The organism is Streptomyces canus (assembly GCF_001514145.1).
In the GTDB taxonomy this organism is placed as follows: Bacteria; Actinomycetota; Actinomycetes; order Streptomycetales; family Streptomycetaceae; genus Streptomyces; species Streptomyces canus.
Genome location: NZ_KQ948688.1, coordinates 1 through 21,884 on the forward strand (window position 1 = coordinate 1; position 21,884 = coordinate 21,884).

A 21,884-nucleotide genomic window follows, 5' to 3' on the forward strand; every position below is an offset into this window, starting at 1 on the left:
TGCCGGCCGAGGTCTTCGATCACGCCGCAGCTCTCGGCAGCGTTCCTTCGCCGTCCAGGTGGAGGCGTCGGAGTCCCAGGCCTCGGCGTGCGGACCAGGTGGTCGATGTCCAGGGCGCGGGCCGCGGTGAAGGAGGTGTCGTCGTACGGCGAGTACCAGCTGCCGCCGGTCAGCCGGCAACTGGTGTCCTCCTTGGGAGCGGTGACCGCTTCGTCCAGGAGGACCTGGTTGCGGGTGTTGCAGCCGTCGCGGTCGGCGTCGGTCCAGTGCCGGAACTTCGTCCGCTCGTACCCGGTGCGGGACTCGGTCTGAACGGGGAGTGCGGCGAGGGCGTTGCGGGCCGGCAGCGCGATCGTGTCGCCAGGGGCTGGAGACCGTGTGGGCGGTGGTGGGGGTGAGCAGGACGGCGAGTAGGGACAGCGCGGCGGCCGCAGTCCGGGCGGTGGTGGAACGCACGGCGGGACTCCTTCACGAAGACCACTGGAGGGGATAGTCCGTGATCTTCGAAGCGGGTCCGGTGTCCGGCGCATGAGGTGATCGGCCGTAAGTTCAGCCGCGCGGGTGGAAGGTCCACCACCTGCCGCCCGACCGGTGCCCCTGGCCGGGTGTGCGCGGTGCCGTAGGTCCTTACCGGCGCGCCGGTAAGGACCAGCAGACATTGAAGGAGTACCGCTCCTTCCGCGGCATCGCCGGCGCCCAGGTCGAAGACCACGAACGCATCGCGGCGACCGATCATCCGGCCTTCGCCGGCATGCCCCGCGAGGAGACCACCTTCAACGGCACCTGCGGCACGCTGGAGACCACCAGCGCCCAGCGCGTCCGACAGGTCGCTGGGACAGGGGCCGTGCGGAGTCATGCTTGCGAAGTAGCCGACCCCGGTCGGCCCCGCCAGCGGTCAAAAGGCGGCGCTCGGGGGGCGTGTTGGGAGCAGGCAGGAGCAATCAAGCACGCAGTTCCGCAAGCTGGACATCCGTAGATGCGACAGGAACGAGGAGTATCCCGCCTCAGCCTCCCGAGGAGCGCACAAAGCAGCGGGTCGCAGAACGGTTGACGACCGCGCTGTGGCCGGGACCGGTGTGGGTGCGCAGGCGGGCGAGGGCCTCGGTGCCGCGGTGGGTGGGGATGCATCTGCGGGGCCAGGCACTGGGCACGGCCGAGCGGACACACAGCCGTCCACCTCGAAAGAGTTGACGGCTCTCGCCTGTTCTCCTAAGCGAGCCCCGTATGCGACGGCCCGTCTCTGCTTCGCCCAGAGCCTGCCCCCGCTTGCCCACACTGTCACCGCAAGCGGCGTTTTGGCCAGTGTGCCCCGCTTACTCCTTGGCATGCTTACATCTTGGCCCGACGCGAAACGGTCAGCGGTGATTGCGCGCGGTGGTGTGGATGTGTTCCAGGGCGTCGAGGACGATGGTGTGGCGGTGCCAGTGCAGCCATCGGCCCACGGTGGCGCCGGTCTTCTCCAAGGCGGTGAGCTGTGTCTGGCTGAGGCCTGCCAGGGGTTGTTCGTGGTGGGAGGAGATCATGCCGAGCACGTGGCCACGACTGGTCAGGGGGAGGCTGTGGGCGGCGCGGCTGCCGGCCTGGAGGATGGCGTGGCGGGAATCGTCATCGAAGATGTCGGCTGATTCCACGTCTTTCACGGTGATCTGCTGACGCTGCTGGGCGGCCTGCGCGCATAGGGTGGTCGAATCCTGGACGAAGGCGAAGAAGTCGGTGAAATGGCGGTTCAGGCCAGTGTGCTTCTCCAGGCGCAGCATCCCGTGTTCGGCGAGCTGGACGTTGCCCATATCGGTTTCGGTGACGTGCAGGACCCGCCGTAGCGCCGTCCGAAGAACCACTGCTTGACTTTCGACATCCGCCCCTTGCAGCGCCAGATCCGGCAGCGCTGGGGCGACGAAGCGGACCCGGCGCGAAAACCACTGCCTGGCCCCGGCGTCCGGGCCGGCGATGCGCACCACGGCGTCAGCGAGCGTATGCAGCTTGATGTTGAAGCGCTGAGACGTCTGCTTCAGCAGTTCGAACCCATCGGCGGGACCGGCCAGACGGTAGCGGTGGACCAGGATTCGCTGCGCCAGTTCGACCGCGGCCCGCGCGAGCTGCCGGTTGCGCACCTCGAGTGCACCCGCCGCAGCCGTGGGTACGCCCTCACGAGGCACGTCCGTGCGGGGACCGACTGGCAAGGGGCCGGACATGTCTTGGTTTCCGTCGATCACAACGGCACCTCCTGAGGGCATAAGGACACGAAAGGACCGCAGGAGCTCACGCCGGCTCGCGACGCGTCCTGCGGTGTGCCTGTGGCCTAAGCACTCGCCCTCAGCCTAAACACACGACCTCCCGGCTCGATACAGGGCCTCACCTGCCAGAAGTTCTAAATCGCGGGCTCGCGGAGTCTTCGGGCTTCAGCGTGGGCTGTCGTGTGCGGTGAAGAGTTCGCGAGTTCCCGGACGGGCGCGTGTGCGTCTGCTGGATGGCGGAGGGCGCGGAGGCCGGATCCGAACGTCGCACTGGAGGCGGTACGGATCCTGGTGGCGACGCTCGAGAATGCGGACTGGACGTGGAGCCGACCACCACCGCCGTCGACGAGCTGCGTGTGCGGTACCGGGGGAAGGACCGCTGCCCATTGATGCTCATCGTCCCGACCAAGGCGCGCCGGTACCGCACACGGTGGCGCGACAGACACCAAGACGACCAGACACTGCACCAGTGTGGTTGAGATTCTCTGCTGCTCTCTCGGCTCTGGTCCCTGTCAGGGTATGAGATTGATCTTGCTTCGTAGACGACGCCTGATGAGCTGCGTATCTAACAGGCCGTGTACGCGTGGCACTCCGGCCACCGTCACGAAGTCATTGTCCACTCGGAGGACGATGTGCCCGTGATGGACTGCGGTCGCACACACCAACAGGTCGACCACTCCTGCGCACGATGCCGGGCCTGCTGAGTCAGGTAACTTCTGGGGAGGCGACTTCTGCTCGGGGAGCGAGAACGTCGCACTCACGTATGGCACCGCCGAGCCAGGCTGGCTCCGTCGTTCCCCCCATGGTGACGAAGCCAGCCTGCGTCCCGGGCTCCTCCGCGTCCATGGGCCCGGGGAGCTCCTGTCGGAGATCGGTGTTCGCTCTGAACGGTCGTCATTCGTCAGCCGAGTTCTCTTTCTGCCACCTCCACTGCCAGAGCGCGCTGGCCCGGTGGTGGTGTTCTAAGCCGTCACCGAGAGGACCTACCCGCTCAATCGCCTTGGCGGTGCGCGGGTCGTCGCGCAGGGCGAGACCGTAGGCGGCCTCCAGACGCACGAGTTGGTTGTCGTCGTCGAGCAGCTCTGCCAGGGCGTCGGCGACGGCGGGCGTACCGTCCCGGGAGCCGGCCAGTGCCGCCACTGCCACACCCCGTGGGACGGCATCCGGGTCCTCGTTCAGTAGGCGCAGCGCTCGGGTGGTCTCCGAGAGGAGGTCGTCGTCTCGCATGCTCGCCGTACATGCTATGAGCCGCACCTCGGCGTCCGGGTCGCGCATGAGGGCGCGCACGGCGGCCCTGGCTGCCGGGGTGCGGGGAGCGTGGTGCGCGGAGAGGGCGTAGGGCACTTCGCGGCGTACGCGCGGGTCGGGGTGGTCGCAGTAGAGGAGGCCGATGGCTTCCTGGCCTGGATGGTCGTGGTCGGTGAAGCCGTCGAGCACCTTCGCGAGTATCTCGCCGTCCGTTTCCTCAACCGACCAGGCGGCCAGGAGTTCGCTCTCCTCTTCTTCGAAGTGAGGGCTGGCGTCGAGGAACCCCCACATCCGCAGGTAATCCACCACGAACCGGCGATGCGCCGGGTCACGGTCGTGGAGATGGGCCACCACGGCCGACCAGGTCTCAAGGCTGCGGCGCTGCGTGATGCGGAAGGCCCACTCCAGCGAGGTCAGGATGGCCCCATGCCCATCTCGTACGATCAGGTCGCCGAGTGAGACCTGATCGACCCAGTCGTATTCGTCGTCCTGAACGCGGACCGTCGTGGCCGGACCCGGAACGCTCGTCCTGCGCCGCAGTTCCTCGACCGCGCCCGTCTCGTACCAGTGCCGTGCCAAGGCGAGCATCCGTTCACGGGTGGCTTGCGAAAGCCGCAGCCGGGGCTCCGTGCCCAGCACCGCTGAGAAAACCGCCGGGGAGCCACCGTCGATGGCGCCCCACAGCGGTGTGGTCCCGTCCGGCAACACCAGGTCAGCATCCGCACCTCCCTCCACCAGCGCCTTGGCCACCGGCGCGTCGTACACCGGCGCGGCCCCGCACAGCACCGGCAGCCCGCCCGCGTCCACCGCGTCCGGATCCGCGCCCCGATCCAACAGATCCCGCACCGCGAGCGGGAAGCCCACGCGGCGGAGTGGTGGCGCCTCGAATAGGTGATGCGGGCGAAGCGGAGCCGACCGCTACCGTCGCCGAGGAGAAACCATCGCCGCGCTCCTGGCCGACACCCTCGCGTGGGTGAGCGCGTGAGCACCACGAGCCTGTACAAGATCGGGACCAGCGAGGCCGACGACGGCACTATGGTCCCCGCCGAAGGCATCTGGACCCCAATCCGTGACGACGCGGCCGGCAACGGGTTCATCACCTACGGCGGGCTGCACGTCGCCGGCATCGGATCCCCGAACGACGACCGCCCGCACCCGGACAGGATCGTCTTCCTTGGCAAGTCAGCGTGTTGAAGGAGTTGTGAGTGAAAACAGCGGACGAGGCTTCATCGGCTTGAGTGCGTGACGCTGTCGGGGATCTTGAAATTCATGGCTGCTGAGCGAGCGAAGAGTTCGCAGGACTCACGCGGTGCGTATATGGGGGTAGCGGAAGAGGGGAATGAGGGGAGGGGCTGCACCTAGTTCGGGTCGAGGGTGGCCTGGATGGCCGGGGCGAGGCCGCTTTCGATCTCGTCCGGCGTCAGGGTGGTCACTGCCGGGAGGCGTAGCAGATAGCGGGTGAGCCCGAGGCCGAGGAGCTGCGCGGAGACCAGGCCGGCCCGGCGTGCGGCGAGTTCGGGGGGCAGGGCGGCGGCAAGCGCCGGGTTGACCTGCGCTGCGAAGATCTCGTGCATCCGCGCTGCGGCCTGTTCATTGGTGACCGCCGAACGCAGCAGGACCAGTAGTGCGTCGTCGGCCGGGTCGCCCTCCCAGCGTTCGAGGAAGTGCCGCACCAGGGCCTCGGCGACTTCATCCGCCGGAATGCCGGTGAGGTCCGGCAGGCGCAGGTCGATGGCGAGGGTCGCGTCGAAGAGCTGGGCCTTGTTGCCGAAGTAGCGCATGACCATGGACGCGTCGATACCCGCGTCTGAGGCCACGGCTCGGATGGTGGTGCGCTCGTAGCCCTGGGCGGCGAATCGTTCGCGTGCGGCGCGCAGGATCGCTGCCTTGGTGCGATCTGAGCGCCTGTCGGTGGTGCTGGTTTTGGTGCCTTGAGTCATGCCAACGAATGTAGGCCAACGCGTGTTGACTTTCCAGTGCGGAACCGCGCATCATGTCAACGAACGTTGGCCAACATATGTTGGCCAACGGTTGTTGGCTCCTGTTGGATCAGAAGGGGAACACCGTCATGAACACCACCGCACTCCCTGCCCGTACGGAGGTCGCCATCGTCGGCGCCGGACCGACCGGGCTCGCACTCGCTGTCACGCTCGCCTCCGCCGGCATCGACTTCGTCGTCCTGGACCGATTGGCCGAGGGTGCGAACACCTCGCGGGCTGCCGTCGTCCATGCCCGCACCTTGGAGGTCCTGGACGAACTCGCAGCCTCCGAGGAGCTGATCGCGCGAGGCGTTCAGGTCACCCGGTTCGCTGTCCGCGACGGCGGCCGTCGGCTGCTGACCGTGCCGTTCGACAAGCTCCCCACGCCCCACCCGTACACGCTGATGGTTCCCCAGTACGAGACCGAGGGCGTGCTGCTGGACCGGCTGCGCGCGCTCGGTGGCGCCGTGCACCGCCCCTGTGAGGTCGCCTCCGTCGTTCAGGACGAGGACGGCGTGACGCTCACCATGACCACCGGCCAGACGCTGCGCGCCGCATACGCGGTCGGCGCCGACGGCATGCACAGCATCGTGCGCGAAGCGGCTGGCATCAGCTTCACCGGCAACGCCTACGCCCAGTCCTTCGTGCTCGCCGACGTCACGATGGACTGGGCCCCCGGGCCTATCGAGGTCTCACTCACCTTCGGCACCGCCGGACTCACCGTCGTCGCTCCGCTCCCCGGCGGCCACTACCGGGTCGTCGCCACCGTGGACGACGCGCCCGCCACACCAGACCTCGGCTTCGTCCAGCGTCTGCTCGACGAACGGGCCCCCGGCCAGGCCAAAATCAGCGGCCTGGCGTGGTCGTCACGGTTCCGGGTGCACCACCGGGTCGCCGACCGTTACCGCGTTGGCCGTCTGCTGCTGGCCGGCGACGCCGCCCATGTCCACAGCCCCGCCGGTGGCCAGGGCATGAACACCGGCATCCAGGACGGCTACACGCTCGGCCGGGCGTTCGCCACCGGGCAGCTCGACGGCTACGAGGCGCAACGCCGCCGCGTCGCCCAGCGGGTGGTCGGCTTCACCCACCGGATGACCCGAGTGGCCACCACGCGCAACGCGATGGCTCGCGGGGCACGAAACTTCGCGCTTCCCCTGCTCGGCCACACGGCGATGCCCCGGAAGCTTGCCACCGAACTCGCTGAACTCAACTACCGGTAACCAGCAGATTCGAAGGCCCCTCAGGGCGTCTCTTCGAATGCCAGTACGTCGTGGCCGGTGTCCCAGAGCAGGGTCAGCAGGGCGCGTACCGACGCCTGGTCGACGTTCTCGACGACCAGTACGGTGCCGTCCGCGCCGGGCGTCGACACGTGGTCGAACCTGGTGCGGATCACGTCCAGCAGGGTGTGGGAGATCGGTCCGCGCAGTGTCAGCTCGTAGCGGGTGGGGGCCATGCGTTCAGGGAACACGCCGTCCGGGCGGCAGCGCACCACCCGTGGCGGATGAGTACCCGGGGTGGGGTCAGATCAGGCCGAGTTCGCGTGCCGTGGTGACGGCGTCGTGCCGGGAGGCGACACCGAGCTTGCGGTAGAGGGCCTTGTTGTACGCCTTGACCGTGTTGATGGACAGGAACAGTGCCGCCCCGATCTCCCGCTGGGTCGCCGTTCCCTGCAGTGCTCGCAGGATGGACAGCTCGCGGTCGGTGAGTTCCTCCGCGAGGACGCCGGAGCGTACGGCGGTGCGGGCGCCGGCCCGGCCCAAGCGCGCTTCGCTCTCTTCGAGCCGCTGCCTCGCGTAAGTGCTCACCGGCTCCTCGTCCACCACCTCGCGGGCTCGCGCCAGTGCGGCGCGGGCGGCGGGCCGGTCCCCGCGGGCGAGCTCGGCGTCGGCGAGGTACAGCAGACCGAGGAAGAGCACGGTCGGCCGCGGGTGCAGTTCGGCGAGGGGGACGGCGCGGCGCAGCAGAGCGGCGGCCGCCTCCGTGTCGGCGTTCTGGTAGCTGCGCCTGGCCTGGGCGATGCGCAGTGGGGCCAGCCCCGGCGTGCTCGTCTCCTGCCCGTCGCGCTCGACTGCGTCGGCGAGCGGACCGGCCTCGCGCAGGACCCGGTCGCAGTCTTCGCCGCGGCAGTCTTCGACGAGGCTGATCGTCAGCGTGCCGGCTGCCTGAAGCATCAGCGACGGCGGCCACGCCTTGCGGTGGGTCGGTGACGACCACAGGTGGAGCAGCAGCGTCGCGGCCTCGTCGAAACGTCCGTCGCGGGCCAGCATGGCCCCCAGTGCCGCCCGCACGGTGGGATGCCCGGCGCCGCCTGCCTCGGTTTCCTCGCGCAGCGCCTGCTGCACCATGACGATGGATCGCGCGGCCTCGGCGTCCGACATGCCAAAGCCCGCCCGCACGCAGAGCACGGCGCTGCGGAAGCTGTGCCAGCCGGGGACGGCGGTGTCGGGGGCGCCGCCCGCCTCGCAGACGTCCAGCCAGCGGTTGACCCGCTCCTGATCGCCGCACAGCGCCGCCGTGTAGGCCAGTGAGAACGCCAGCGCGGGGCCCACCGCCCGCATGGGCAACCGCTCGCCGAACTGCAGGTAGGTCGCCGCGGCCCCGCGTGGGAAGAACCAGCTCTCCGCGTGGCGCAGCATCAGCTCAGCGGCGTCGTCGTCGCGGCCGGCGCGCAGCAGGTGGTGTACCGCGTCATCGATGCGGCCCTCGTCGGCGAACCAGGCCGCGGCATGGCCGAGGACCTCCCGCGGGTCGGTGGTGGCCTCGCGGGCCAGGACGTCGCGGAGCAGGTGATGGCACCGGTACCACTGCCGTTCGTCGTCCAGGGCGGCCACGAACAGATCTGCCCGGACCAGACCTGCCAGTACCTCGGCCGACCCCGTCACCTGCAGTGCGGCGTCGCACAGCGATCCGGAGAGCCGCTCCAGCGGCGCGGCCCTGACGAGCAGGTCGCGGTGGCTCGGCGCGAGGCTCGGGAGTACCTCGGCCGCGAAGTAGTCCAGCAGGTGCCGGTCATCGGCGTGCACCTTCGCCGGGTTCGCCCGAAGTGCCAGGGCAGCCAGCTGCAGACCCGCCGCCCACCCCTCGGTCCGCTCCCACACGGCTGCCGCCGCGGCGTTGTCGAGGTCGTGCCCCGACACCGCCGACACCAGGGCGGCAGCCTCCTCGGGCGAGAACCGCAGCTGCGCCGCCCGCAGCTCGGTCAGGTCGCCGCGGGCCCGCAGCCGCGCGATCGGCAGCGGCGGGTCCGTACGCGCGGCGATCACGATCCGCAGCGAAGCGGGCAGGTACGCCACCAGGTATTCGACCGCCTCGTGGATCCGCGAGTCGGCGAGCAGGTGGTAGTCGTCGAGCACCAACACGTGCGGTACCTCTGATGCGGCCAGCTCGTTCAGCAGCATCGGCAGCGCGAGGTCGACCGGGGAGACGTCGGCCGCGGCCAATGCCTGCAGCGGGCCGGTGCTGATCGCGTCGCCGGCGTTGTGCAGCGCGGTGAGTACGTAACTCCAGAACCGGACGGGTTCGTCGTCGCTCTCGTCGAGCGAGACCCAGGCGATACGGCGCTTCTCGCCGGGGTCCGCGGCCCAGCCGCTGAGCAGGCTCGTCTTGCCCCAGCCGGCGGGCGCCACCACCACGGTCAGCCGGGTCCCGGCCAGACGCAACTGCTGCTGCAGGCGTTCGCGGGGGACCGCGCCGGCCCGGGCCGGTGGGACCACCTGTTTCACGGTGAGCAGTGGCCGCACAGGCCTGTCCGATGTCACGACGCTCCCGACCTGCGGCCCGGCACCGCAACTCGACGCCGATTCTGCCAGCTGGACCACCCGGGGTACATCTGGCGGCGGGGTGGTGTGCCAGCACCCTGTCCGACGCGATTGTCCTGTCACAACCCGGGGCCGCGCGACAGGAGAGACGCCATGGCCACGAACACCGTCACAGACGAACATCCGGAAATATCCCTGACCCGCAGGGACGGGCTGAAACTGGCCGCCCTCGGCATCGGCTCGGTAGCAACTCTGGGCGTCGGCGTCGGCGGACTCCGGGCCGTCACCAACGGCGCCTTCAGCGCCGGATCCGGCGATCCCTACGACCTCTGGCACGACTGGAGCACGATGTCCGGCATCGAGCGGGTGGTCGCCGCCGGCGTCCTGGCGTGCAACCCGCACAACACGCAGCCCTGGCGCATGGTCGTCCACGGCGACACCATCGACGTCCACTCCGACCCCAGCAGGCGGATGCCGCTCAACGACGCGAGCGGCCGCGAACACTTCGCCGGCCTCGGCTGCGCTGTCGAGAACATGGTGATCGCCGCCCGAGCAGCCGGCTCGACGTCGCAGGTCACCCTCTTTCCGGACGGCCCTCTATCGGACCATGTCGCGCGCATTGCGCTCAGGAAGGACCGCACCGGCGAGGACCGTGACCTCGCCGCCGCGATCCCGCACCGGCACACCAACCGCGGCCCGTACACCTCCGCGCCCGTCGACCTCAGCGGCTTCACCGAGCAGAGCTCCCGCGTCCACGGGGCGAGCGTGCTCTGGATCACCGACGAGCAGGCACGGCAACGGCTGGGACGGCTCTACGTCGAGGCCACCGAGGCGATCACCGCGGACACCGCCCAGTCGACCGAGGCGTTCTCCTGGTTCCGCAGCTCGCGCGACAGCATCGACAAGCACCGCGACGGGCTCACCCTCGACGGCCAGGGCCTCAGCGGGCTGACCGTGTTCGCCGCGAAACTCCTGCCGGCGCAGTCCCGCAAGGACGGCGACGACTACTGGGTCAAGGCCACCCGCGAGGTGCACACCGCGACCGCCGCCTCCTACGGCGTCATCACCGTCGACGACGTCACCGACCGCACCGCCCAGGTCAACGGCGGACGGCTGCTGACCCGGATGCACCTCACCGCAACCACTCTCGGCCTCGGCCTGCACCACATGAACCAGATCACCGAACGCATCGACCGCGACACCACGGCCGGCCACCCCGACGTCTTCTCCGCCCGCTGGGCAGCCCTGCTCGGCCGCCCCGCCTCGACCGGCCTGCTGTCCTTCCGCATCGGCCACCCCGAGCGCACACCGGGCCTCAGCCCACGCCGCAGCCTCGACGCCGTCATCACCAGCTGATCCACCCGCACGCGGCGGGGCCCAAGCACCCGTCCGTCCACCCGTTTCGTTCAAAGGAGGTTCCCCCATGTCCAGCTCCCCCGTATCAGACCAAGCCGCCGTACCGGTGCGCGCATTGCGCCCCGGTGCCGTTCTGGCCGTGACCTGCCTGGCACTGGCGACCGTCGTCTCGGCGATGGCATCGCTGAGTGTGGCGTTGCCCGACATCGCCCGTGAGACCCACGCCAACCAGACCCAGTTGTCATGGATAATCGACGCCTACAGCCTGATCTTCGCTTCCTTCCTGCTGTTCGCAGCCACCCTCGGCGACCGCTTCGGCCGCCGCAGGGCCCTGCTCGGCGGGCTCGGACTGTTCGCGGGAGTGTCCCTTGCCGCGACCTTCACGTCCGAGCCGGGCACCCTGATCGTCCTGCGTACGGTGCTGGGCATCGCGGCCGCGTTCGTCATGCCCGCCACCCTGTCGACGATCACCAGCACGTTCCCCCGCGCCCAGCAGGCGCGTGCCGTCAGCACCTGGGCGGCGGTCGCGGGTGCCAGCGCCGCGCTGGGACTGCTCGCCTCCGGAGCGCTGCTCGAGGTGTGGTCATGGCGATCGGTGTTCTGGCTGAACGCAGTGATGGCGGGGGTGGCGTTCATCGGTACCTACATCTTCGTGCCGGAGTCCGCGCAGCCGGACAAGCAGCGTGTGGACATCACCGGAGCGGCTCTGACCGTGGGGGGCCTGGGGGTGCTGGTCTACTCGGTCATCGAGGCACCCGAGCACGGCTGGGGCAGCACACGCACCCTGACGGGCATAGCCGTCGGGCTGGCTGTCCTCGTCGCCTTTATCATCTGGGAGCTGAAGCACCCGCACCCGCTGCTCGACCCGCGGCTGTTCCGCCACAAGCCGTTCGCGGCCGGATCGATCTCGACCACACTGCAGTTCTTCGCGTTCTTCGGGTTCATCTTCGTCACCATGCAGTACCTCCAGCTGGTGCGCGGCGACAGCGCCCTGATCGCCGCTGTCAGTGTGCTCCCGATGTCCGCGGCGATGATCCCCAGCGCCCGCCTGGCCCCACGACTGGTCGCCCGGCGAGGCGCCCGCGCCCCGTGGACCGTGGGCCTTGTCCTGGTCACCGCCGGCCTGCTGGTACTGGCCCAACTCGACGCCGACAGCTCGTACTGGCTCGTCGTTGCCGGGCTCCTGCCGCTCGGCGCGGGCATGGGCCTGGCCACCACCCCGGCCACCGCCGCCATCACCGACTCCCTGCCGCCCCGCCTGCAGAACGTGGGCTCCGCAGTGAACGACCTGTCCCGCGAACTCGGCGGCGCCCTGGGCATCGCCGTCCTCGGCAGCCTCCTGAATGCCCAGTACCGCGACAAGATCGACGTCCAGGGGCTTCCCGCCCCGGTCGCCGAGGCAGCCCGCTCCTCCCTTGCAGCGGCCAACCACGTCGGCGCGGCCACGAGCAACCCGGCACTGATCGAAGAGGCCCGGGACGCCTTCGCCTCCGGCATGCACCTCGCCCTCATCAGCGGCGCCGGGGCTGCCGTCCTGGCCGCCGTCGCCGTCACCCTCCTGCTGCGCCGTGCAGGCAAGACCGGCACGGTCGCCGAACAGACACCCGACAGCGACACCAACCACCAATTGACACCGTCGGCCCGGTAGCCGGTAGCCGGTAGCCGGTAGCCGGTAGCCGGTAGCCGACTGACGTCATATCAGCCGCCGTACGGTGCGAGACCTCGCACCGTACGGAGAAAGGACACACCGTGGCCGCTCCGAGGCGCTCACAGCCGGTGCACGACTCCCCACCCCCGCAACTGCCCGAGCCCCTTGTCGCCCTCGCCGCGGCCTTCGCCCTGCTGGGCAGACCCTGGAACGGCCTGATCATCGCAGCCCTGGCCAAAGGCCCCGCCGACACCGCGCAGGTGCGCGAACGGGTCCCCGGCGTCAGCGACCGCATGCTCGCCCGCCGCCTCCAGGAACTGACCACAGGCGGCCTCGTGACCAGCACCGTCCAGCCGGAGGCATCAGCACGCACCCACTACACACTCTCCTCCCACGGCGCGGCCTCTCTGATCCCCCTGGCCGCCCTCACCGTGTGGGCACAGGACCACGTCACCACGAGAAGGACGCCGCCGTCCGAACTCCCTGAGCACGATGCACACAGCCGTCCCGACATCATGGTGAGCGAGTTGGACCTCGCAGACGAAACGACGGCGGCAGCCGTGCACCGCATCGGGCGCCAGGCCTATGCCATCGAAGCCGACCTGATCGGCTTCCACGGCATTCCGGCCCTGCGAGAGAGCCTCCAGGCGATGCAGGCCCAGCCCTTGCACTGGCTCGGAGCCACGACAGACGGCGGACAGATCGTCGCTTTCGTTGCCTGGCAGCACCTTCCCGAGGAAGACGGCATCGACATTGCCCGCCTCTGCGTCGATCCCGCGTGGATTCGGCGTGGTCTGGCGTCACGGCTGCTGAGCCACCTCACGACCAGCCTGGCCCCCCACGGGCACGTGCTGGTGAGTACAGACGCCGACAATCTTCCTGCCATCGCCCTGTACGAGCGCCACGGTTTCTCCCGCGTGGGCACCACCGAACCCGCGCCGAACCTGCGCATGGCCCAGTTCCGGTTCACCCGGCAACACACGCAACCCACACGAACTGAATTCAGAAGGAAGGCCTTCGATGGTCGCCGAAAACAAGCCTGATGGCGTGCGCGCCGGCAGAGACGGTGCGGCGGCCAGGGACGGTCTCGCGGCCAACCGGGCCCTGTGGGACGACCTCGCCGAGTTCCACGGAACGGACCCTGAAGACCGGTCCTACGACGTGCCATCATTCCTCGCCGGCGGTCAGACGCTGCGCGCAATCGAGCGAGAACTTGCGGGCGACGTAGCCGGAAAGGATCTCCTCCACCTGCAATGCCACTTCGGGATGGACACCCTGAACTGGGCGCGCCTGGGCGCACGCGTCACCGGCGTGGACTTCTCCTCCAAGGCGATCGCACGGGCGCGGACATTGGCGGAGCAGGCCGGTGTGGACGCGGAGTTCGTGGAAGCAGACACCCAGCGTCTGCCCGATGCTCTAGCCGGCAGGTTCGACCTGGTCGTCGCCACCTACGGAGTCCTCTCCTGGATCGGGGACCTCGGCGCCTGGATGAGCGGCGCCGCGACAGCGCTGCGGCCGGGCGGCCGACTGGTTCTCGTAGACCTACACCCCGCCTTCCAGACGGTACTCACCTTCGACCCCTTCGTCGCCGACTGGCCCTACGGTGGTGGCGCACCGCAGCACGACGCGATGACGGGCACGTACGCCCTCGCCGAAGCCCCCTTGGAGCCGAAGAAGTCCACCCAATACCCGTACTCGGTCGGCGAGATCGTGACGGCGGCCGCTTCGGCAGGTCTGGCCGTGGAGCGCCTCGACGAGCACACGGAAACCGAGACCGACGGGCGTCACATCCTGCCGCAGGGCCCGGACGGCCTGTACCGGTTCCCCTTCAGCGACACCCACCTGCCCATCCTGTACTCGCTCAGCGCAGTTCTCCCGCCTGCACCCGAAACGGCGCCTGCGACAGGCCGTACTGTCCGGGACATGCGCTACCGCCATGTTGATGTCTTCAGCCCACAGCCCTACAGCGGCAACAGCCTGATGGTGTTTCCCGACTCGACAGACCTCAGCGGGAAGCAGATGGCGCGCATCACCCAAGAGATGCGTCACTTCGAATCGGTCTTTCTGACCCAGGACAGTTCCGGTGACCGCAACTGGCGTGCGCGAGTGTTCGACCTTGCCGAGGAGCTCGACTTCGCCGGTCACCCTCTCATCGGGGCAGCCTGCGTCCTGCACGCTCTGCACGGTGGCGACACCACCGAGATCTGGCACCTGAAGCTGAAGGCCAGAACGGTCGATGTCACCACCCGGCGTCGCGCGGCGGGCCGGTACACCAGCGTGCTGGACCAGGGCTCTGCCGAATTCCTGGAACGCCCTCACATCCCCGGACTGGCCTCCTGGTTCTCCTTGGACGCCGAAGACCTGGACCCGGACCTGCCTCCGCAGGTGCTCTCCACGGGCCTGCGTTACCTGATGATCCCGGTACGTGGCGATGCGTTGGAACGTGCCCGGATCACACGGGACCTTACAGCGCCCCTGGCTGCAGCCGGCGCCCAGTTCGCCTACCTGCTCGACGCCGGCGCACTGGAAGGACGCCACTGGAACAACGACGGCGTCTTGGAAGACGTGGCCACCGGCAGTGGAGCCGGCTGCGCCGCCGCCTACCTGCGCCGCTACGACCGGATCGGTAACGGAGAGACCGTCACCTTGCACCAAGGCCGCTTCACTGGTCGCCCCAGCCAGATGGAGATCAGCGCCCACGGAGAAGGACAGGACATCCACTCCGTCACGGTGGGTGGCGATGTGGCGTTCGTCGCCGAAGGCGTCCTCGCGGAGCTGCCCACATAGGTGGGGGCCTGGACTTTGGCGCGACAGGCCTGGCAGATCTTGGCGGCATCGGTGATGACGCTCCCATCCCAGACATCCATCGCAGTCCCGGGTTCTGGCTCCGGCCGGGTGGGCGGGCGAGGGGAGCCCGGGCAGACTTCCTGGGCTGTGCGGCGGGACACTTCTGTGAACAGGGATTGGCCTGGACAGCCAGATTTGGTCGGTCTCGTCAACTTAGCACTACTGCCCATTGATTGAAGCCACTGGGCGGGCCGCGAACATCCCTCGCGACCCTCTACGCCCATGTCCTGGCATGAGTCGAGGAGTGGGAGGGCGGGATGGAAGGCGCGGCCGGGGATCGGGGCGGCCTGCCGGTGTTGCGCGCCGGGCGGAGCCGCCGCACCAGGCCCGGCGGCCGACACCCCGCCGAGGTCGCCGCGGCCCTCGCGGCCGCTCCTGCGGGCGCACCCCTCGGACCGGAGGCGGAACGCTGCGCCCCGCCGCCCCTGCCCGCCGAGGCAACGACCCTCATCCGCGAGCACGCCGCTCTCCCGGCCACCCGCCGCTTCGAGACGCTCGTCCACACTCGGCTCGAGGGGCCGGACGACACCACGGTCGCCGCACGGCCGGCGACGGGCGGCGACAGCAGTGACACGCGACCCGAGGCACGCACCCCCGACACCGCGGCCCGGGACCTCGAAGCCCAAGTCCTCGCCTGGGAACGCGAAGGCGGTTCGAAGTCGACCGACCAGGTACGCCGGGAATGCGGCGCCTTCGCCGCGGAGGCGCGCTCCCGGCTCGGCGAGGACCACCCCCTGGCCCTGCGCCTCAAGGTCTCCCACGCCTTGCTCGGCTATGACGGGACAAGCGGAACGGCTTACGCCGAACGCGTCGTGGACGAGGTCGCCGTACGTCTCGGTGATGGCCATCCCACGGTCCGGGACGCTCGTTCGCGGCTGGCGGCGCTGAGGTCCGCCCAGCCGGGCTGAGTGCGTTGCGGCAAACCGGATTTCGTGACCACGGCCGATGTGTACGACTCCAAGGCCGCCCCCGCGCTGCTGGAGCCGTTCATGGACCAGCCGGGGCCGCCTCTTGAAGCTGGTGTGGGTCGACAGTGCCTACCAGGGGCAGGCGCTGGCGAAGGCGTTCGCCCGCCCCGGAGTCCGGATCGAGGTCGTGCGCCGCTCCGACGGGCAACGCGAATCTGTCGTACTGGCCCGCAGGTGGGTGGTGGAGCGCACGCTGAGCTGGCTCTCCCGCTCACGCCGCCTCAACCGCGACCACGATCGCCGCCTCGACCACCACGCCCAGATGGTGTGGTGGGCCGCAGGGTGCGCAGTCGGTCCAATGGCGGGCGAATTTGGCTTCCAGCCGAGGGGGTGGGCAGCTCCTCCCTGTCAGGCCCCCAGACCTCTATGTCGGACACGAGCCGCAAAGTGGTTGTGCGTGACGTGGCTGGGCGAGGTGAAGTAGGGCCGCACCCCACACGATCGTGCGGCGCATCACCGGGTTCACCGCTACTGACCTTGTTGTCGTGATGTCGGCAAGGTGAGACCAGTTTCGGTGAAGCATCCGTCGATGAGGTTGCTTCGGTACTGGATCTGGCGGAGACCGTGCCGAAGCGCGCTCATGAGGTGGTCAGGGTCGGTGAAAGCGGTATTGGCCTGGCTGCTACGTCGCAGCAGTGACCAGACGCCCTCGACGGGGTTGAGGTCGGGTGCACAGGGCGGCAGGAAGTAGCGGTGATCCAGTCGCAGCAGTCGATGAACTCCCTCAGCCGGTGGTCTCTGTGGACGTTCAGGATGCCCCTATGTTGCGTCAAGCGGCGGCAGACGGGGCGCCAAGAGCTGACGCCCGCTGGATCTGACCGTAGATCTCGCGAGCAACGTAGCGTTTGAGGCAACGGATGATCTCGCGTTTCGACATGCCTTGCTTGGTCCGCCGCTCGAGGTAGAGACGTGTGCGGGTGTCACGGCGAAGGCGAGTGATGACGATGCGGTAGAGGGCAGCGTTGGCCTGCCGGTTTCCTCCGCGGTTCAGTCTCCGTCGCTGCGTCTTTCCGGAAGACTGCTCGACCGGGCTGACGCCGCATAGAGCGGCGAACGATGCTTCGCTGGCCAGCCGTTCCGGATTGTCGCCGGCAGCGATCAACAGGGCAGCGGCGCTGTCGGGCCCAACCCCGATGATGTCCAGAAGCTGCGGCCGGCACCGACGAACGGCCTTGGTGACCCGGCGGGCGAGTTCCTTCACCTCAACCGTCAGCTGCTGGATGCGCCGGGCCAGCAGCCGGAGCGTGAAGACGGCGGCGTCGCCAGCATCGGGAAGATCGGCGCACGTGGCGATCAGGGCCGTGTTACTGAGGTCGGACAGTGCCTCGCGCAGCACGGGATCGACTCCAAGAAGTACGGCCTTGAGCTGGTTCTTCGCCTGCGTGCGGGCCTTGACGGCCGACTCCTTCGCCAGCCGCAGTACGCGCATGTCGGCGGCCGGGCCCTCGCCGGTCTTGGGCGTGACGTCCGCTCGCCCAGACAAAACCGCGCGGGCTGCGGCCTCCGCATCGACGGCATCGGTCTTGCCGTGCTTGCGGCGCAGGGCGCGGTCAGGCTGGTTGACCTCGACGACGCATATGTTCTCCCGGCTCAGGAAGCGTGCCAGAGCCGCTCCGAACGAGCCGGTGCACTCCACACCGGCTCGGCGCAGGGCGCCGAAAGAGCGTGCCCAGGACAGGAGTTGGCGATAGCCGACAGCGGTGACCGGGAACTCCTGGTGGGCCAGGAGCACCCCGAGCACGGTGACAACGGCGGCAACATGCACGTCCTTATGGGTATCGACCCCCAGGATCACGTCCTCCGCCAGCGGTTCTTCAGACGGTGCAGGCAAAGTCGGCTGGGGCAGGCTGGTGACGGTCACGCGACTCCTCGATCGACACGGGCTGATGGCCGACGTCGGACCGGTGAGCGGTCAGAACTGTGACGGTGCCTTGTGCAGCAAAGCCCCTATCGAGACACGCCCGCCGACCCGAGGGCAGCAACCGCCGCCCAGGACCGCGGGCCGACAGATCCTGAACAAGGCAACCTGAGCCAGTTGTCCCATACGAGCACGATCGGTGTGCCGAGCTGCTGGTGGGCGGCGATGAGCAGGTCGCGGTAATCGGTCCAGGTGAAACTGCGTCTGCCGCCCCGCTTGTGATCGACGTGCCGCTTGGGCCGGTAGATCAGCCGTGAGCGTTCGCCCTGCTGTAGCAGGCCAAAGCGGCGATGGAGAAACGGCGTTGAGAGCGTCCCCGCACCCGGATGACGGGCGTGTGCCCGCGTCGGGACCAGGTACGGGCGGTGGGCGGCGTCATCGAGAAACCTGCTTCGTCTTCGAAGCAGAGCCAGGCCCCGAGCGCCGCCACGGCGTTTCCACCTGGGGCCAGGTCTCCTTCACCCAGCCGGTGACGGCTTCCTCGTCGCGCTCGATCGCGCGGCGGGCCGGGACTTGGTGGCTGAAGCCGTGCCGGTGCAGCATCTGCGCGATGGCCGACAGCGTCATGCTCTTGTGGAACCGGCGCCCGATCAGCGTCTTGATCCGCTCCAGCGTCCAGGTCTGATCCGGCCAGCCGTGCGCGACCGGCCCCTTGGCCAGCTCCTGCTCGAGCACAGCGAACAGTGCCTCACTCAGCTTGGGCCTGGACGCCGGCCCCTTCGACTCCAGAGCCGGTGTTCCGCCGTGCTCCCACGCCTGGTGCCATCGCTGTACCGACCGCACACTGACACGTAACTGCCCAGCGACGGCTGCATTGTCGTGTCCGAGGGCGAACAACTCGGCCGCCTGCATCCGGATGTGCTCGCGAAACGCCCGACGCTCCGCGGTCAACCCGCCCCCTTGCGGATACCTCATGTGCCCGGCTTACTGCCACAACCACAACTTGTCAGCCCCGCGACATCACGCCAGCAAGGTCAGTAACCGCGCTTTCGCCGGGGACCGAGGTGCCCCGAAGAGGCGAGGGTGGGGGCCGGGCTCAGCCGGCGGAGGCGTGGGCCGCGGAGGGCATGCCGGCGAGGTGGGGCTCGGAGGCTGGCTCGGGATGGTCCGAGGGGGCCGACTCCGGTCGGTTGTCCGTGGACTCCAGGCGCAGCATGGCCGTCTCGTCCGGGGTGCCGGGGGCTGCCTGGTAGACCACCATGCGCTGGCCGCCCGTCCGGGCCAGGCGCATCACCTCGTAGGTCAGGGTCATCGGGCCGGCCTTCGGATGCTGGAAGCACTTCTGCCCGCCGCCGCGTTCGCAGACGTCGTACCGCTCCCAGAGTTGCGCGAACTTCGCTGACTTCAGCATCAGTTCGCCGACGAGCGCGGTCAGCTCCGGATCGTCCGGGTCGGCCCCGGCGACCGCCCGCAGATGCGCCACCGAGAGGGCGACGGTTTCCTCCCACGGCTCGTAGAGCGTCCGGCCGACCGGGTGGAGGAAGAGATAGCGGGTCAGGTTGCGCTGGTCCTCCGGCCAGTCCCAGAGTCCGGGCATCAGCCGTCGGCCGGGCGGGTTCGCGGCCAGTACGCGGTTGTAGCGGCTCACCACATAGGCGGGCAGCGGACGCACCGACTCCAGCATCCGCAGCACCGAGTCGCGGACGGTGTGGTCCGAGCAGGCCGGCAGTCCGGAGGGCCGGCCTGAGGCCATTTCCGCGAGTTCGTGCAGGCGTTCGTAACCGTCGCCACGCAGCCGCAGGGCCCGGCCGAGAGCGTCCACGACGGCGGGGGAGGGGTTGGTCTCCCGGCCGCGCTCCAGGCGGATGTAGTAGTCGACGCTCACTCCGGCCAGGGCGGCCAGCTCCTCCCGGCGCAGTCCGGGAGTGCGGCGCAGGCCCGCACCGGCCGGGAGACCGACATCCTCCGGGCGTACCTGCGCCCTGCGGGCCTTCAGGTATCGGCCGAGCTCCGTGCCCCTCGTATCCGCTGCTGCTGCCATTCGGCCATTGTCGCAGGCGGGGAAAGAGCGTGGGGGGCCGTGTCAGGGCCTGGAACGCCGCACCCCGGGCACAGCGCGGTCTTCCGGGCGGCCGCGCGCGGGCGGAGAGTTGATCCGCCGGAGCGGGCGGCCCGTCCGCCGGGGCCCAGGGGGTGCGAGACACCGGTCCGCGGCCCCGGCGGGCTGCGGCCGCCCGCCCGGTCCTCTCTGATGAGCCGTCCCTTGCAGTCGCCCAGGAGTTCACCATGCCTGCCACCCCTGCCCCGTCCCCGTCCACCGCCTCCACCCCCGGGCACGACTCGGAACCGTCGGCGCCCGAGCTGCGGCGACGACAGCCGGGCCGAGCCCGGCCAACCGCGCCGCCTGCCGAGGCACCCGCCGTGTCGCGGCGGAGCGGCGTCGCGCTGGTCGCTTCGCTTCTCGGCTTCACCGTGATCACCATCGACGTCTCGGCCGTGAACATCGCGCTGCCCGCGATCCGGGACTCCCTCAGTGGCGGGATGGCCGGGCTGCAGTGGGTGGTTGACGCGTACACCCTGATGTTCGCGGCCCTGATGCTCTCCGCGGGAGCCCTCGCCGACCGCACCGGTGCCCGCCGCGCCTACGCATGGGGCGTCGCCTTGTTCACCCTCGCCTCGCTCGGCTGCGCGCTCGCGCCCGGCATCGGCGTGCTGGTCGGCGCACGCGTGGCGCAGGGCGCCGCCGCCGCGGTCGTGATGCCGGCCTCGCTGGCGCTGATCCGGCAGGCCTACGAGGACCCCCGGGCGCGTGCCCGCGCCATCGCGCTGTGGACGGTCGGCGGCTCGGTGGCGATGGCCGCGGGTCCGGTGCTGGGCGGGCTGCTCACCGACTCGGCCGGCTGGCGAGCGGTCTTCCTGCTCAACCTCCCCGTGGGCGCGGTGATCCTGGGCCTGCTGGTCCGGGTGCCGCGCTCCCCGCGCCGGCCCGCCGCACTGGACGGCGGTGGCCAGCTCACCGCCGTACTGGCCCTGGCCGGGCTGGCCTTCGCGGTGATCGAGGGCGGCCACCTGGGCTGGACCAGCGGCCCCGTGCTGGCCGCTGCCGCGATCGCCCTCGCCTCCGGGTGCGCCTTCCGCATGGTGGAGGCCCGGCACCGCCAGCCCATGGTTCCGCTGGGCATGCTGACGGACCGCCCGGTGGCCGTCCCGCTCGCGGTCGGTTTCGCCGTCAACGCCGCCTTCTACGGCGGAATCTTCCTGCTCGGGCTGTACTACCAGCAGCTGCGCGGGATGTCGGCGATAGCGGCCGGACTGATGTTCGTCCCGATGTCGGCGGTGGTGACGGCGACCAACCTGGTGTCGCCGCGGCTGGCAGAGCGGATCGGGCGGCGGCCGGTGATCGTCGCCGGGCAGCTGGTCTTCACCGGAGCGATGCTGGCCATGCTGCCGCTGGCCGCGCACACCCCGGTATGGATGGTGCTCGTCCTGCTGCTGCCGCTGAGCGTCGGCGGCGCGCTCGCGGTGCCCGCGCTGACCGCGCTGCTCATGGACGCCGTCCCGCAGGAGCGAGCAGGGACCGCGTCCGGGCTGCTCAACTCCTTTCGCCAGACCGGCGGTGCACTTGCCGTCGCCCTCTTCGGCAGCCTGCTCGCCGGCCCCGGCGGCGGCTTCTCCCTCCCGGGCATGCGCATCGGCCTCCTCATCGTCGCCGCCCTCCTCCTCGCCACCGCCGTCCTCTCCCGCCTCCTCCTGCCCCGTGGCTGACCCCATCGATCGGCTCCACGCGCCCGCCTACAGCCGCTCCAGGTCCCCGGGCACGACCCCGCCGGCGCCGCGGACCACCACGCTGGTGGAGGACGTGTTGCGCAGGCTGGATGAGGGGACCGACTGACCGCCGGCGACGGGCCAGCAGGGAGCAGGGAGACGGGAGCAGGCGAAGAAGTCGTGCAGCGCCTCGGGGCTGCGCGTGAAGTGAAGGGTCAATGGT

Annotated in this window: 17 protein-coding genes and 4 pseudogenes; 9 read left to right on the forward strand and 12 right to left on the reverse strand. The window is 69.7% G+C overall.

Annotated features, from left to right (window positions below; all coding sequences use genetic code 11):
• The 4 genes and pseudogenes from AQJ46_RS53600 to AQJ46_RS49175 form a co-directional block, all read right to left on the reverse strand.
• Positions 1 to 530 (reverse strand): annotated as a pseudogene (locus tag AQJ46_RS53600) (hypothetical protein); the annotation flags it as partial.
• Positions 531 to 1,355: 825 nt separating this feature from the next.
• Positions 1,356 to 2,213: an ANTAR domain-containing protein gene (locus AQJ46_RS49170; RefSeq protein WP_225887649.1), complete on the reverse strand. Its 858-nt coding sequence runs from the start codon at positions 2,211 to 2,213 to the stop codon at positions 1,356 to 1,358.
• 533 nt (positions 2,214 to 2,746) lie between these two features.
• Positions 2,747 to 2,943: pseudogene (locus AQJ46_RS59305) on the reverse strand (hypothetical protein); the annotation flags it as partial.
• 185 nt (positions 2,944 to 3,128) lie between these two features.
• A complete protein-coding gene (locus tag AQJ46_RS49175) occupies positions 3,129 to 4,346 on the reverse strand; it encodes a HEAT repeat domain-containing protein (protein ID WP_059211880.1) in 1,218 nt (405 codons plus the stop codon).
• Positions 4,347 to 4,463: 117 nt separating this feature from the next.
• On the opposite strand from AQJ46_RS49175, the gene AQJ46_RS49180 reads away from it, so the two are divergent.
• Complete coding sequence (locus AQJ46_RS49180; protein ID WP_159064237.1) at positions 4,464 to 4,676, forward strand: hypothetical protein; 213 nt, start codon at positions 4,464 to 4,466, stop codon at positions 4,674 to 4,676.
• Positions 4,677 to 4,840: 164 nt separating this feature from the next.
• Here AQJ46_RS49180 and AQJ46_RS49185 read toward each other — a convergent pair whose 3' ends face one another.
• Entirely contained in the window at positions 4,841 to 5,422 is a 582-nt protein-coding gene (locus AQJ46_RS49185) for a TetR/AcrR family transcriptional regulator (protein WP_059211882.1), read from the reverse strand.
• A 128-nt stretch (positions 5,423 to 5,550) separates the two neighbouring features.
• On the opposite strand from AQJ46_RS49185, the gene AQJ46_RS49190 reads away from it, so the two are divergent.
• Positions 5,551 to 6,681, forward strand: coding sequence for an FAD-dependent oxidoreductase (locus tag AQJ46_RS49190; RefSeq protein WP_059211914.1), 1,131 nt, complete (start codon positions 5,551 to 5,553; stop codon positions 6,679 to 6,681).
• Positions 6,682 to 6,701: 20 nt separating this feature from the next.
• Here AQJ46_RS49190 and AQJ46_RS49195 read toward each other — a convergent pair whose 3' ends face one another.
• Together AQJ46_RS49195 and AQJ46_RS49200 are read right to left on the reverse strand one after the other, a co-directional pair.
• Positions 6,702 to 6,914: a hypothetical protein gene (locus tag AQJ46_RS49195; protein ID WP_225887650.1), complete on the reverse strand. Its 213-nt coding sequence runs from the start codon at positions 6,912 to 6,914 to the stop codon at positions 6,702 to 6,704.
• A gap of 67 nt (positions 6,915 to 6,981) precedes the next feature.
• On the reverse strand, positions 6,982 to 9,183 hold the full coding sequence (locus AQJ46_RS49200) for a helix-turn-helix transcriptional regulator (protein ID WP_225887651.1): 2,202 nt from the start codon (positions 9,181 to 9,183) through the stop codon (positions 6,982 to 6,984).
• A gap of 189 nt (positions 9,184 to 9,372) precedes the next feature.
• Here AQJ46_RS49200 and AQJ46_RS56775 point away from each other — a divergent pair, with 189 nt between their 5' ends.
• The 6 genes from AQJ46_RS56775 to AQJ46_RS59310 all read left to right on the forward strand — a co-directional run bounded on the left by AQJ46_RS56775 (position 9,373) and on the right by AQJ46_RS59310 (position 16,462).
• The gene (locus AQJ46_RS56775) at positions 9,373 to 10,575 is read left to right on the forward strand and encodes an Acg family FMN-binding oxidoreductase (protein ID WP_225887652.1); all 1,203 of its coding nucleotides are present in this window, start codon (positions 9,373 to 9,375) and stop codon (positions 10,573 to 10,575) included.
• A gap of 67 nt (positions 10,576 to 10,642) precedes the next feature.
• The gene (locus AQJ46_RS49210; RefSeq protein ID WP_059211885.1) at positions 10,643 to 12,223 is read left to right on the forward strand and encodes an MFS transporter; all 1,581 of its coding nucleotides are present in this window, start codon (positions 10,643 to 10,645) and stop codon (positions 12,221 to 12,223) included.
• A 128-nt stretch (positions 12,224 to 12,351) separates the two neighbouring features.
• A complete protein-coding gene (locus tag AQJ46_RS51415) occupies positions 12,352 to 13,266 on the forward strand; it encodes a GNAT family N-acetyltransferase (protein WP_063803961.1) in 915 nt (304 codons plus the stop codon).
• 4 nt (positions 13,267 to 13,270) lie between these two features.
• Complete coding sequence (locus AQJ46_RS55050; RefSeq protein ID WP_159064238.1) at positions 13,271 to 15,010, forward strand: PhzF family phenazine biosynthesis isomerase; 1,740 nt, start codon at positions 13,271 to 13,273, stop codon at positions 15,008 to 15,010.
• A 317-nt stretch (positions 15,011 to 15,327) separates the two neighbouring features.
• Positions 15,328 to 15,978, forward strand: a complete 651-nt coding sequence (locus AQJ46_RS49230; protein WP_059211886.1) for a hypothetical protein — start codon at positions 15,328 to 15,330, stop codon at positions 15,976 to 15,978.
• Positions 15,979 to 16,015: 37 nt separating this feature from the next.
• Complete coding sequence (locus AQJ46_RS59310) at positions 16,016 to 16,462, forward strand: transposase (RefSeq protein WP_225887653.1); 447 nt, start codon at positions 16,016 to 16,018, stop codon at positions 16,460 to 16,462.
• Between the two features lie 44 nt (positions 16,463 to 16,506).
• Here AQJ46_RS59310 and AQJ46_RS53615 read toward each other — a convergent pair.
• From AQJ46_RS53615 to AQJ46_RS49245, 4 genes and pseudogenes are all read right to left on the reverse strand, one after another.
• Positions 16,507 to 16,790, reverse strand: a pseudogene (locus AQJ46_RS53615) (transposase); the annotation flags it as partial.
• 17 nt (positions 16,791 to 16,807) lie between these two features.
• Positions 16,808 to 17,899: an IS110 family RNA-guided transposase gene (locus tag AQJ46_RS49235; protein ID WP_059211887.1), complete on the reverse strand. Its 1,092-nt coding sequence runs from the start codon at positions 17,897 to 17,899 to the stop codon at positions 16,808 to 16,810.
• A gap of 128 nt (positions 17,900 to 18,027) precedes the next feature.
• Positions 18,028 to 18,871: pseudogene (locus tag AQJ46_RS59560) on the reverse strand (winged helix-turn-helix domain-containing protein); the annotation flags it as partial.
• A 121-nt stretch (positions 18,872 to 18,992) separates the two neighbouring features.
• On the reverse strand, positions 18,993 to 19,937 hold the full coding sequence (locus tag AQJ46_RS49245; RefSeq protein ID WP_059211889.1) for a helix-turn-helix domain-containing protein: 945 nt from the start codon (positions 19,935 to 19,937) through the stop codon (positions 18,993 to 18,995).
• A 245-nt stretch (positions 19,938 to 20,182) separates the two neighbouring features.
• Between AQJ46_RS49245 and AQJ46_RS49250 the strand changes: the two genes are divergently transcribed.
• Positions 20,183 to 21,661, forward strand: a complete 1,479-nt coding sequence (locus AQJ46_RS49250; RefSeq protein WP_059211890.1) for an MFS transporter — start codon at positions 20,183 to 20,185, stop codon at positions 21,659 to 21,661.
• 27 nt (positions 21,662 to 21,688) lie between these two features.
• Here AQJ46_RS49250 and AQJ46_RS49255 read toward each other — a convergent pair whose 3' ends face one another.
• Positions 21,689 to 21,880: a hypothetical protein gene (locus tag AQJ46_RS49255; protein WP_059211891.1), complete on the reverse strand. Its 192-nt coding sequence runs from the start codon at positions 21,878 to 21,880 to the stop codon at positions 21,689 to 21,691.
• Positions 21,881 to 21,884: the final 4 nt, after the last annotated feature.

Coding starts and splice junctions, on each gene's coding strand:
- AQJ46_RS49185 (WP_059211882.1), bottom strand. CDS start 5,422: ATGACTCAAGGCACCAAAACCAGCACCACCGACAGGCGCTCAGATCGC.
- AQJ46_RS49190 (WP_059211914.1), top strand. CDS start 5,551: ATGAACACCACCGCACTCCCTGCCCGTACGGAGGTCGCCATCGTCGGC.
- AQJ46_RS49195 (WP_225887650.1), bottom strand. CDS start 6,914: ATGGCCCCCACCCGCTACGAGCTGACACTGCGCGGACCGATCTCCCAC.
- AQJ46_RS56775 (WP_225887652.1), top strand. CDS start 9,373: ATGGCCACGAACACCGTCACAGACGAACATCCGGAAATATCCCTGACC.
- AQJ46_RS49210 (WP_059211885.1), top strand. CDS start 10,643: ATGTCCAGCTCCCCCGTATCAGACCAAGCCGCCGTACCGGTGCGCGCA.
- AQJ46_RS49230 (WP_059211886.1), top strand. CDS start 15,328: ATGGAAGGCGCGGCCGGGGATCGGGGCGGCCTGCCGGTGTTGCGCGCC.
- AQJ46_RS59310 (WP_225887653.1), top strand. CDS start 16,016: ATGTGTACGACTCCAAGGCCGCCCCCGCGCTGCTGGAGCCGTTCATGG.
- AQJ46_RS49245 (WP_059211889.1), bottom strand. CDS start 19,937: ATGGCAGCAGCAGCGGATACGAGGGGCACGGAGCTCGGCCGATACCTG.
- AQJ46_RS49250 (WP_059211890.1), top strand. CDS start 20,183: ATGCCTGCCACCCCTGCCCCGTCCCCGTCCACCGCCTCCACCCCCGGG.